At 69.9% G+C, this 12278-nt stretch carries 8 protein-coding genes; 4 read left to right on the top strand and 4 right to left on the bottom strand.

Features of this window, described 5'->3' with window-relative positions:
* Positions 1-126: 126 nt before the first annotated feature.
* Together LPA27_RS14315 and LPA27_RS14310 are read right to left on the bottom strand one after the other, a co-directional pair.
* A complete protein-coding gene (locus tag LPA27_RS14315; protein WP_228942874.1) occupies positions 127-948 on the bottom strand; it encodes an ABC transporter permease subunit in 822 nt (273 codons plus the stop codon).
* Positions 945-1844 carry an ABC transporter ATP-binding protein gene (locus LPA27_RS14310; RefSeq protein ID WP_228942873.1) on the bottom strand — a complete coding sequence of 300 codons (900 nt, stop codon included), beginning with the start codon at positions 1842-1844 and terminating at the stop codon, positions 945-947. Before LPA27_RS14310 ends, LPA27_RS14315 begins: the two co-directional genes overlap by 4 nt.
* 208 nt (positions 1845-2052) lie before the next feature.
* On the opposite strand from LPA27_RS14310, the gene LPA27_RS14305 reads away from it, so the two are divergent.
* The 4 genes from LPA27_RS14305 to LPA27_RS14290 all read left to right on the top strand — a co-directional run bounded on the left by LPA27_RS14305 (position 2053) and on the right by LPA27_RS14290 (position 4703).
* Positions 2053-3240: a sensor histidine kinase gene (locus LPA27_RS14305; protein ID WP_228942872.1), complete on the top strand. Its 1188-nt coding sequence runs from the start codon at positions 2053-2055 to the stop codon at positions 3238-3240.
* Positions 3237-3893 carry a response regulator gene (locus LPA27_RS14300; protein WP_228942871.1) on the top strand — a complete coding sequence of 219 codons (657 nt, stop codon included), beginning with the start codon at positions 3237-3239 and terminating at the stop codon, positions 3891-3893. The genes LPA27_RS14305 and LPA27_RS14300 overlap by 4 nt, the downstream gene beginning before the upstream one ends.
* 80 nt (positions 3894-3973) lie before the next feature.
* On the top strand, positions 3974-4342 hold the full coding sequence (locus LPA27_RS14295) for a TetR/AcrR family transcriptional regulator (protein WP_228942870.1): 369 nt from the start codon (positions 3974-3976) through the stop codon (positions 4340-4342).
* Position 4343: 1 nt separating this feature from the next.
* A complete protein-coding gene (locus LPA27_RS14290) occupies positions 4344-4703 on the top strand; it encodes a hypothetical protein (RefSeq protein WP_228942869.1) in 360 nt (119 codons plus the stop codon).
* A 583-nt stretch (positions 4704-5286) separates the two neighbouring features.
* Here LPA27_RS14290 and LPA27_RS14285 read toward each other — a convergent pair.
* Positions 5287-8910, bottom strand: coding sequence for a hypothetical protein (locus LPA27_RS14285; protein WP_228942868.1), 3624 nt, complete (start codon positions 8908-8910; stop codon positions 5287-5289).
* Between the two features lie 273 nt (positions 8911-9183).
* Positions 9184-12261 (bottom strand): hypothetical protein, encoded by a 3078-nt coding sequence (locus tag LPA27_RS14280; protein WP_228942867.1) that lies wholly within the window; start codon positions 12259-12261, stop codon positions 9184-9186.
* Positions 12262-12278: the final 17 nt, after the last annotated feature.

Below are 12278 nucleotides of genomic sequence, written 5' to 3'. Positions count from 1 at the left end.
TGCGTTAGGGGCGGAGAGACGCACCTTCGCGAGGTTTATCTCTTGGCCGTCAGTGGGGTTCTAGCGACCGCGGGTGATCGGTAATGAGCTCGCGTAAAGGACCCGGGAGACCGCGCGCTCGATTGCCTACTTCACCTCCGACCGCCGAAGCGATACCAGCCCGACGGCGAGAGGCAGCACGATCCACAGCGCGGTGGTCGAGGCCAGCATCGCCCACTCCTCGGCCGTGTCCGTGGCGCCCTCGAAGAGCTGCACCTGCGTGTAGTTCCAGTCGATCCACGGCTGCAGGTCAAGGAACCACTCCCGCACCAGCCCGAGCAGCTCGAGCACCCCGGGCAGAACGAGGGAGACCACGAAGTAGCCGACGATCGCCGCGGCAGAGGCTCGCAGGACGACGCCGAGGGTGAAGCCGATGGCCATGCCGACCAGGTTGCCGAGCACGATCTGGGGCGCGGCGGCGAGCGAGACGTCCCAGACGGTGTTGACGCCGGCGAGCGCGGAGCCGACCAGGTTGCCGACGGCGCCCACGGCGAAGGCGAGCGCCATCGAGACGAGCCCGACCACGAGGGTCGCGAGGGCCTTGGCGCCGATGACGCGTGAGCGGTGGGGCACGAGGGTGAAGGTGGTGAGCCCGCTGCGCTGGCTCCACTCGCTGGTTACCGCGAGGATCGCGATCATCGGCAGGATCACCGACATGGGCAGGCCGATCGCGGTCGCGAAGCTGTCGTAGGTGACGGCGTCGTCGGGGGCGAAGACGACGACCGCCCCGGTGGCGAGCACCGCCAGGACGCCGATGCCGACCAGCAGCCAGAAGCCCGAGCGGGTGTCGAACATCTTGCGCAGCTCGATCACCACGAGCCGCCTGGTCGCGACCGGGCGCGAAGTCCTGCGGCCCGGCATGGCTCCTGGGGCGGTCGGGGTGGTGGGGGTGACGGTCGTGGCGCTCATGCCGCGACTCCGTCGCGTTGGGTGGCGGCGGTGAGAGAGAGGAACATGTCCTCGAGCCCGGCGCCCTCGGCGGAGCGGAGCTCGGTGAGGGCGATGCCGGCGGCCAGGGCCACGGCCCCGACCTGGGCGGGGTCGGCGTCGGTGCGCACCGAGCCGTCGCCGGCGAGCGTGCTGGGCAGTCCGGCCAGCACCAGCGCGTGGGCCAGCTCGCGCGGCGCCGCCGAGCGGGCCAGCGTGCCGGCCGCGGCGAGCAGCTCCTCCTTGGTGCCGGAGGCGACGATCCTGCCCCCGCCGATCACGACCAGGTCGTCGGCGATGACCTCGATCTCGTGCAGCAGGTGCGACGACAGCAGCACCGTGCCGCCGCGGCCGGCGAAGTCGGTCAGCAGGTCGCGCATCCACCGGATGCCCGCGGGGTCGAGCCCGTTGGCGGGCTCGTCGAGGATCAGCACCCGGGGGTCGCCAAGCAGCGCGGCCGCGATGCCGAGGCGCTGGCGCATGCCGAGGGAGTAGTGGCGCACGCGCCGCCTGGCCTCGGCGGGGCTTAGGCTCACCAGCTCCAGCATCTCCGCGACCCGCGAGCCGGGCAGGCCCATGGTGGCGGCGGCGATCGCGAGGATCTCGCGTCCGGTGCGACCGGCGTGCTGCGCGGAGGCGTCGAGCAGCACGCCCACCTCGCGGCCGGGGTTGGGCAGGTCGGCGAAGCGGACGCCGTCGATCGTGGCCGACCCGGAGGTCGGCGCGGTCAGGCCCACCACGACCCGCAGGGTGGTGGACTTGCCGGCCCCGTTGGGCCCGAGGAAGCCGGTGACACGGCCGGGCCGGGCGGTGAAGGAGACGTCGTCGACGGCGGTGACGCCGGCGTAGGTCCTGGTCAGCGACTCAACGGTGATCATCTGCTCGACCCTCACGGTCTGGTGCAGCGGGCATGGTGGCCTCCTGGGACGGTCCGCGCCGGGTGCGCAGGACCAGAGCCCCACCGTGGCGGCGCGCGGGGTCGTGGGGCATCGGCCGTGAGGCCGCGCGTACGTCGTGCCTTCGGCCGAGCGCCGGGTCAGACTTTCGGCCGGTCCCCGCGCGGCGCCGGATCCCTAGGCTGGGCCGGTGAGCAACCCGCTGCGCTCCCTGCTGGAGGAGCCCCGTCCCTCGGCCCCGCCGGCCCGCGTCCGGCGTGACAGGGCGCTCCTGGCGTTCGTGGTGGTCTGCGTGCTGCTGGAGGGTGCGCTGCGCGCCGACCTGGCGACGCCGGTGCTCTCGGTGCTGGTGACGCTCGGGCTCGCGCCGCTGCTGCTGTGGCGACGCACCCACCCCTTCGCGGTGGTGGCGGCGACCTTCGGCACGATCGCGGTCGTCGACCTCGGCCTGCTCGCCGTCGGAGCCCCGGTGCTCGACGTCTACTCGATGCTCTACGTCCTGGTGCTGCCCTACGCGCTCCTGCGGTGGGGCTCGGGGCGCGAGGCGGTGGCTGGTCTGGGCGTCATCCTGGTGCCGGCCACGATGGCGGCGGTGGTCAGCTGGACCGGTCTCGCCGACGCGGTCGGGGGCTACGCCGTGCTGGTCTCCTCGGTCGTGCTGGGCTGGGCCGTGCGCTCCCAGCACGGCGCCCGGGAGCGGCGGCTCGCGCAGGCGAAGTCGGAGGAGCGGGTGCTGCTGGCGCGCGAGCTGCACGACACCGTGGCCCACCACGTCTCGGCCATCGCCGTGCAGGCCCAGGCCGGGCGCGCGCTCGCCGCGACGAGCCCCTCCGCGCCGCTGGAGGCGCTGCGGGTGATCGAGGTGGAGGCCTCGCGCACGCTGGCGGAGATGCGGGCCATGGTGGGTGTGCTGCGCAGCGACGTGCCGGTGGCCTACGCGCCGCAGCCCGGCGTCGCCGACCTCGCGCGGCTGGCCGGGGCCTCGCCCGCCGGCCCGCGGGTGGAGGTCGGCGTCTTCGGTGACGTCGCCGGCCTGCCGGCGGCGATCGACGCCGCGGTCTACCGGATCGCGCAGGAGGCGGTGACCAACGCCCTGCGCCACGCCCGCCACGCCACGCGGGTCGACGTACGCCTCACCGGCGACGCCTCGACGCTCACCCTCCTCGTGCGAGACGACGGCGACCCCAGCACGACCGACCTCAGCACCGCCGACCCCCGCACGACCGACCCCGGCGCCGCCGACGCCGCCCCGGCGGGCTTCGGCATCGCCGGCATGACCGAGCGCGCCCTGCTCCTCGGCGGCACCTGCCAGGCGGGCCCCTGCCCGGACCGCGGCTGGGCCGTCACTGCCAGCCTGCCGCGACGGGTGCCGGCGTGAGCATCCGCGTGCTGGTCGCCGACGACCAGGACCTCGTGCGCACCGGACTGCGCCTGATCCTCGGCACGCTGGAGGGCATCGAGGTCGTGGGGGAGGCGCGCGACGGTCAGGAGGCCGTACGGCTGGCCCGCGAGCTGCGCCCCGACGTGTGCCTGATGGACATCAGGATGCCCGTGCTCGACGGGGTCGAGGCGACCCGCCTGCTGGCCGGGCCGGGTGTCGAGGACCCGGTCGCGGTGGTCGTCATCACCACCTTCGACCTCGACGAGTACGTGCACGGCGCGCTGGCGGCCGGCGCCTCCGGCTTCCTGCTCAAGGACGCCGGACCCGAGCTGCTCGGCGAGGCCGTGCGCGCCGCCACCCGCGGCGACGCCCTCATCTCGCCCAGCATCACCCGCCGGCTGCTGGCGACCTTCGCCGGCACGGGCCGCACGGCGTCTCCCGCCCAGCCGCTCGACGCGCTCACCGAGCGCGAGGAGGAGGTGCTGCTCACCGTCGCCCGGGGCCGCACCAACGCCGAGATCGCCCGCGAGCTCCACATCAGCCTGAGCACCGTGAAGACCCACCTCGGCAGTCTCATGGCCAAACTCGGCGCCCGCAACCGCGTCGAGCTCGCGCTGTGGGCCCACGAGACCGGACGGGTGCGCGACTGAGCCCCACGCGCCCGGCTGCGGCTAGGTCACCCACCACGAGAATTGTGGAACGATCGGTCATCAATCGGTATCGTGGCGGTGTGGGACGCAACCGCCTCTTCGACGAGGCCGACGTGGTGCAACGGGCCACCCACGCCTTTCTGGTCGCTGGCTACGAGGGGACGTCGGTCGGGGAGCTCGTCACGGCCACCGGACTCCACCGCGGCAGCCTCTACCAGGCTTTCGGCAGCAAGCGCGGACTCTTCCTCGCCTGCCTGCGCCACGTCGCCACGGACCGGAGCGGCGACGTGGCCATGGACCTCGTGCTCGTCGCGCTGCTCGAGCTAGCTCCTCGGGATCCCGAGGTCCGTGGCCTGCTCGCGGACCACCTGGACCGACGCGGCGTCACTGCCCACGACCTGGGCGCGAGACTCCTCGCCCGGGCCCTCATCCACCCATCGGAGGACTGACGTGCAGAACAACCTCACCCTCGACAGCAACCGTCTGGTCGTCGAGCCGATCGGGCTGAACAAGCTCTGGGGACTGCGACGCCGGATCGTGGTGCCCACCGATCAGGTGCGCGGGGCGACGTACGACCCTGAGGCCACCCATGCGGGCAAGGGGCTGCGCCTCCCGGGTCTCGCGCTTCCCGGGACGAAGTGGGTCGGTACCTTCCGGAAGGACGGGCAGAAGAGCTACTGGAACGTCCGCGCCGGGGGGCAGACCATCGTCGTGGAGCTCGGTGCGCAAGCGCCGTTCACCCGGCTCTTCCTCACGGTCGACGATGCCCGTGCCGTGGTGGACCGCATCAACGCTGTGGCTTCTGCCTGACACTTGTGCCCCGCCGACGAGCCTCGCGCGCGCCGGACGAGTGCTCCGCCGTCGCGTGCCGAGACCGTGGCAGGCGTCGACCTCGCCCGGGGTCGGCGTGGGGCGACCGGTGCCCTCAGGCAGGCAGGTCGGCGCGTGAGAAGGTCCCCGATCCGCACTTTCGCGGATCAGGGGCCTCCCTGGTGCTGACGACGGGGCTCAGATGTCGTAGTAGCACCGAAACTGCGCTCGTGCTGGTAGCCAATCCATACGGTTTCCGCAGGTAGGAGCCGCATTCTCGCAGATTTCGGGGTCAAGCCTGCCGGTGTCCGAGCGGTCTTTGGAGACGGCGTTCGGGGGAAACTCGGGGGAACGGTATGAAGGCCCGGGCGCCTGCCATGGTCGCCGGCGACCTCGGGGATCGGCGGGTCGGGCTGCTTGCTGCTGCAGAGCCGTGATGCGGTCGAACATCTGGGTGAACTGGGCAGCGTCGTCAATGACTGTCGTCTCCATCTCCGGGGCGATTGCGTGAGTCCGTTCTACAGCGGCGCGGCAATCTTCGACCTCGATGAGCTGCGGCTGCTCGGTAGTCGCCTCCGTCGGTTCAGTGCCAGTCCTCTTCTGCCTCCTCCCGGAGGACGACGGCGAGCCTGCTCCTCAGCGAATCGAGGACGCCGTCACACCAGTGACGCACGCCGGCGACGCCGAGATGCGCTTCCTTCCAGCCTTCGACGAGCATGATCTGCCGATTGATCCGGTCGGACTCGTGGCCCGTCCACGAGCCGCTGGTGAACTCGCCATACAGCGATGATTCGATTCGCCGGTCCTCTGGGAAGGCCGATAGCAAGTAGATCGCTACCTCGTGCATCTCGGGTGCCCCTCCGGCGGTCGAGACCGAAGCGACCGCTCGTGCCCGGTCGAGATCGTCGCCGACCCAGGCGCGGACGTCGTCCACATCGACCAGGCCGCCGAACCAGCCGTCAACCCCCATCGTGAGCTTCCAGGACCCGGCCTGAACGGCAGCCATCACCATGGCCCACACCTCAGGACCGCCTGATTGGACGGCGACCTTGAGGACCGCGCCTTCGTCGGGCGTGTAGAGGCGTAGGACGTCCTGGTTGACAAGCTCCAGTGCGAGCCGCGCCATCTCAGCCGGGTGCGCGCGAGCCGCACGGATGCCGAGTTGGCCCCAAGCCCAGGACTGGCTGCCGAGCGCGGGGAAGGCTGAGCGCAGGCGCAAGAGGGGCAACCAGGTTCTCCCCAGGTCCGAGTCATTGCCTTCCCGGCGATGCAGCGACAGGTTGATGAAGTCCAGCAGCGCGTTGTAGTCCTGCTGGCTCTCCACGCGCGGGACCAGTTCATCGAGCCACCGTGCGAGGTCCGCAGGTGCCATGTCGCGGCGCAACCCGACGAAGTTCTGGACCGCCTCCGCGACCGGCCGGTCCGCCGAGAGCGCATTGGCCCGCAGAAGGGCGGCCTCGGTCGTCGGACCGCGCCCGGTGAGAGCGAGGCGCACGCCAGCGGGCAGCGCTCGGCCGGCGCCCTCGTCGAGGAAGTCGTCGTAGGCGCGTTCGGCGCCCAACTCGACGCGCCCCCACAGATAGCCCACCAGAGCCGACGCACGATCGTCGGCCGCCAGGCGCGCGAGCCGCTCCTCCGCGATCGGGCGATCGCCCGTGAGCCTCGCCAACGTCTTGCCGAACTCGAACGCCGCAGGAATCTCGTCGCCGCCCTCGAGGAGGCCGAAGATCGCAGCGACGGGGTCGCCGAGACGGCCCGTGATCTCCAGGATCCGGTCTTGGAAGTCGTCGGCCTCGAAATCCCAGCCGTGCATGCGCGACACGACCCACAGCTCCTCATCCGGCGTGGGGTCCGGCAAGACCCGTCGCATCGCCTCCAAGCCCGCGCGTTGAGCTGCCGTGTCGACCTCGTCCACGTCGTCGGTCTCAGCCGAGTACTTCTCGACGCGCCCGAACATGTCGCCGAGGTTCTCGAGCTCGAGACGCGCACGCCGCAGTGCGGACCCGTTGAGCCCGACGAGCAGGTTCGTGAGGTGGTCGCGCAGTTGCGCGTGCTCGAGGATCGGGTGAATGGTGGAAATCAGGGCGTCAATTGCAGAGGTGGCCACGTCGTGGTTCTCGTCGTGGGCAAGCGCGGCGAGGAAGTCGAGCGCGGTGGTGCGGTAGGTGTCGACTTCGTCCCAGGTCTCGGGCTGTCCTCGCCCCTCGACGAGCACGCCGCCCTGGAGCTCACCGGCGACCATGATCGACTCGTGGGAGCTCAGCGCCTGCCCGCTGGCCCGAACGGCGAGGGAGCGGACGCGTGCGTCGTCGCTGGCGACGGCCCGACCAAGGTAAGCCAGGCGCTGTGCTGGTTTGGCCGCGGTGGCGGGGAGCATCAAGCCGAATAGCTCGACCCAGTTGCCGGTGGCGTTGTTCGACCAGGTCTCGTTCTCGGCCAGCGCGAGACGCAGCAGTGCGTCGGACGCCTCGTCGAAGGTGTAGCTATGCCACGCGAGCTTGCCCAGCGTCCAGACCAAGCTCCGACGGATCGACGTTTGGCTTCGCAGCTCGTCCTCGTCCGCCTCGGCCAGCATGGTCGCGATCTTGCGACTGACCTCTCGAGGTGCCATGACGGCGAGCTCGGTCAGGAGGTCGGCGGACCCGGCCTGCTCTATCACCTGCAACGACGCGAACGGACCGTCGCCCTCCAGGAGACGCACGACGGCGGAGTGGGTCGGCTCGAACTCGCCAATGTCGGCGGCCCGCCGGAACAAGCGAGTGCTCATGCTCGGCGTTAGCTGGGGGAGCAAGTCGCGCACGATCCGGTCGCTGTACTCCTCCCACGCGGCGGTTGCCAGATGCACCGCCATCGGATGTGGCGTGACGGCGCGGTAGCGACCATGAGTGCTGAGCAAGCCGGCCTGGCTGAGGCTGCGCGCGGCTGACCGCAGATCGTTCGTCGTGAACCCGAAGGTCTGGGCGACCAGCTCCAGCTCGTTGGCGAGGTCACCGTCGTACCCGATCCTGGAGAACAGCGCCAGCACGCCACAGGCTAAAAAATCCGAGCCCGTCGGCAAGGACTGGCTGACGAACTGCTTGATCGCCTCGGGGGTGACCAGATCCGCGGTGCGCGCGTCCGGATTTTCCGACACCGTTTGCGCCAGGAACAGGGCGAACCCGATGTTGCCCCCCGCGGTCTCGACGAGCACGCGTCGCAGCTCGGGGCCGAGGGTCGGCTGGTTGCGGGCGATGAGAGCGTCCATTGCCTCACCGTTGAAGGGCTCCAGGTCGAAGGTCGGGGCCAGCAGCCCGCCCTGCAGGTCCGGCTCACCGATCGTTATCAAACGGAGGGGACTGTCCAAAGGAATCATCTCGGCCAGGGACTTGTGCTGGTCGCGAGTGAACTCGTCCACGACCACGATGGCGGTGCGACCCTGGGCCACCAGGTGCGCCAGCGTCGCGTACGGGGTGGCATCGGCCTTCAGGTAGACAACGAGATTCTCCATGCCCGAGTCCCGGAAGGTCTCCAGAGTCAACCGGGTCTTGCCGAGGCCGCTGACGCCGGTGAGGCGGAGGTCGACCGTCCGCCCTCCGACGACCAGGACGCGGATGGACTCCTGGATGGCGGTGCGCTCTTCGGACTCGACGAAGGTCGCCGTGTGCCGGTTAGAGGCGGCCCAGCCCTCGAACGTCTGGGTTCCGTGGCCGTTGCCTCCAAGACCGGGCCAGACTGCGAGCGCCGGGAAGGATTCGGCCCAGGCGGCGAGTGAGTCGGCGTGGAGCACCTGTATCGACTCGCTGTCGACCTCGAGGCCGAGCGTCGTTGCTTCCTCGAGGAGCGCCGCGCGGCGCTTGTCCAGCTTTCGAGGAGTCAATGACGCGCCCAGAACTAGGCGGTACTGGCCGCCGCTCCGAAGGATCTCCTGTGCAAACGCGGCGCCTCGAAGCTCCGCCGCACACGCAGCGGGTTTCAGGTCGCCGGCCTTGAACTGCCAGGCGCTGTGCCCGAGCGGGAACCACCGGGTGGCGATCTCGGAGGTCAGCTCGGCGTCGACGCCCTCGTCACTGATGTTGTCGCGATAGCTGGTGCGGAGCGACGCTCCGGCGAGCCCGGCGGCCTGGACCTCCGACGCCAAGAGCCTGTTGACGAACGGGGTGAAGGCGTTGCCAAGGCCCGCCACGCCGTCGGGGGAGACGCTGAACGGCCCGAAGTCCGGAAAGGGCATCAATGACCCCCGTCTCGTGAATCGGAGAGCGTCGCGGCTACGAGCACGGCCGGGCACTTCAGCATGGACAGGAAACCTACAGCCTCGGGTCTCCTGGGGGATGAAACCGTCGACCGACATGAACCCGAGCCGGGCGCGAGACCGACCGTCTTTCGGTGTCCCCCAGCGAAACCTTCGGCCGACCGCCGGCGTGCCACTGACCCGCCCGGCGTCCCATCCGAAGCCAGCCAAGCAGAGCTGAAGTGGGCAAGGTTTGCAGCCCCGGACGACGCGTCACAAGGAGAACGGGTGGTCGTGGTCCACGTCGTCGTCGGCCCAGCCGTACCTGTCGCGTAGCAGCTTCAACACGGCGTCCGCGGGCTGCGGTTCGGGACGAACGCGAAGGTCCCACCAGGTCTGCGCGCTGGACGCGACGGTAGTCAGCATGGCGGCACGCAGCGCGCCGACCGTGAACCGGCGTGCTGCGATGGGGTCACCCTGAGGTTCCGGTTCCATGAACTGCTCAACCAGCGCTTGGGCCTCGGCCGGTGACGCCGGCATGGTGAAGCGGTGTCGCGCATTCTTTGCGACGACGTGGACGGCGATGAGCAGCTGCCAGTCCTTCCAGCCCTCGGCGCGCAACTCAGTGAGGACTTCGCTGAAGCCGGCATCGCTCCGCAGCGCGTCGAGAGTGGGGCGCATGCGTGGCGGCAGGTCGTCGTAGCGGTGCTGGATCTCGGTGAGGCTGTGCTCGTGGGTGTACCCCGGGCCGGGGGAGGTGGGTGCCCCCAGTTCAGGGTGGGCTTCCCTGGTGGCGTCGGTTGCCGAGGTCAGAGGCTCTGCGCTATGGGGGCGAGCGTCGAAGTTCTCCTCGGCGACGACCGAGTGCCACAAGGTGTCGTAGGGGACACCGAAGGCAAGGTTGGTCAACAGGTTGTCCTCGAGGGCTTCTACGACGAGGTCTTGCAGGTCCTGCTCTGCGCGGGTGGAGACGCCGACGATGGCCGCCGTCACGACGGCCAAGGTGTCGCGGGCGAGGTCACTGGCCGCCTCCTGACTGATGGTGGCCATGGCCGGCAGTGACACGCGCAGGCGGGCGTCGTGGGGCGTGGAGTCCATGTCAGCGACATCGAGATTGGCGCCGGCCGGGAGGGCAGTGACGTACAGCGTTCGTTCCATGGGCAGCAGCCCCAGGTCGTGTCCGGCGAGGCTCGCCAGGACGATTTGCAGGGCTGCGGCGACGCGTTCACCGACGGCGACGTCTGCGTACTGGTTGCGGAACCGCACGGACCAGGTCGTGCCGAGGCAGTCGAATCTGACCTGGCGGATGGCGGTGGTGTCGTTGAAGGGAGGCCGCCCCAGGTCTTCGACCGCCCGAGCGAGGTGCTCGTCGAGGTCGATGTCCTCGAACCAGGCAGGCGCGCCGCCGCTGGCGACCGCAAAAAGGTCGTCGACCGCCTCGCCGATTCCTCCGACGGCCATGAGGCTCTCGATGTGGCTCTCGTACGGTTCACCGATCGACCGCGCCAGCGCACGGATCTGGGTGAGCTCGAAGAACGCGCCGGACAGCCAGCCGTGTTCGTCGAGGTTCATCGGCTGTTCCGCGAGCAGCCGATGCGACACCAGCGCATCTACGTTCAGGTGAGTGGCGCTGCACCATGAACCTTGGTGGTAGTCGGCGTACGCGGCGTACGACAGCCCGACGGAGTGGCGTGCGGGGCCGGTGCCAGAAACGAGGTAGGACGCGGCGAGGGCGTACTGCTTCGAGGCCATGTACAACCCCAGGTCGCGGTACGAGATCGACGTGGCCAGCGTCGCCTCGACGAGCTCGTGGTGTGCCTCCCCGCTGAACAGCCCGTTGCGGGCTTGGTGTAGGTACTTCAGCGCCGGCACCAGCCTGTCGGCAGAGACCAGCGTCTGTACTCGGTCCAAGGCAGTGTTGGCGGCGGCGGCGTCACCGTTGGTGGTGGCGATGCGGGCGTCGATGGCCGCGACGACGTCGTCGTAGTGCGGGGCGTCGATGAGGGAAGGGGAGTAGAGGTTCAATACCTGGGCGATCATGTCCACCGGGAACAGGGGCGCATCATCCATGACCTGGGTCAGCTGGTGGAACGCCTCTAGCGCGCCGGTCGGGTCGACGAGGGGTACGTCGATCCGTCCCAACTCGCCGACGTGGAAGGCTTCCATGCGCTCGTGTGCGCTCACATCAGTGGTGTCGTCGTCGATGGCGTACTCGGCGCCAGCTTCCTCGGCGGCGACGCCGTCGGGTTGAAGCCGCAGCCAGCCGAGGGTGTCGAGCAGCACGCACGTCGCGCCGGGTGGAGGGTCGAGCTCAAGGAGCTCAGCGGCGCGCGCCTGCAGCCCAGAGTTCCATGCCCGCAACGCGTGAACGGAGTGGGACGTCAGGCCGCGCCCGGCGGCGCCGACGACGTACATCAGGACCAAGGCGGCGTCCGAGAGGTGCTGACCGTCCCCGGCCGATAATGCGTCCTCGAAGTACTCGGCTGCCCGATCGTCGACCGGGGTGAGGTCGCCCAGCCCCCGTACGTGCGCGACGATCAGCTCGTAGAGAGCCCGTCGGCGCAGCAGCTCGGGGCGGTCCTCATCGAGAGCGCTTTCGAGACGGTCGAGCCAGAACGAGATGTCCGCGCGGCCCTGACGGTAGTAGGTCGCGAAGTGCAGACAACCAGCGAGGTCGATCAGCCGGCCCATCGTGTCCACCGAATCGGTGTCAGAGCGCCACCGGGCGAGATCCTCCTCGTACCAGCCGGGCCGGTCCTCGGGCGCCGGAAGGATGCGGGCAGGTAGGTGCAGGTAGCTCTCGGCGATCCAGTAGCTAGCGTTCTCGGCGAGCTGCTCTGTAATCGCTGCGCCGTCGAACACGATCAGCCTCACTTGGTGCTCGGCGCGTGCCCACTCTTCGAGGGTGTGCCGGTGCGCAACCGGCATGTCGGCCTCGCAGTAGTACACGACGTGGTCGACGTCCGTCCCCGAGTCGAGGATTTTCGTGACGTCAGCGCGGACCTTGCCCCGCACGTCGTCCTGCTGGAGCGTGCACGCGAACGCCACCATCGCACGGTCCGGGATGCCGAGCCGCCGCCCGGCTGGCCGGACCTGGCCAGGCAGTTGCGTCGGGAACGTCTCGAAGTCGCGGCCCTGGTCGCCGCCGCTGGCCACCGGTCCCGTTGCCGGCAGCAGGTTCCGCGTCGCGGTCGCACGTGCGAGCGTCCTCGTCGTGGTCTCAAACTCGTGCTGGCCGTTGCGGGCACGCAACTGAGACAGGGCAAACCTGACCTCGTGACGCACCTGCTCGACGTTGTCGCTCACCGCGCCGTCACCCGCATCGGCCTCGGTGCCCCCGCGTTCGGTCATGTCGTGAAGGTACGTGG

Origin of the sequence: Nocardioides sp. Leaf374 (assembly GCF_916862475.1) — a bacterium.
GTDB lineage: Bacteria > Actinomycetota > Actinomycetes > Propionibacteriales > Nocardioidaceae > Nocardioides > Nocardioides kribbensis.
Note: the sequence above shows the minus strand (reverse complement) of the source record. Positions and strands in the feature narration are given on the sequence as shown.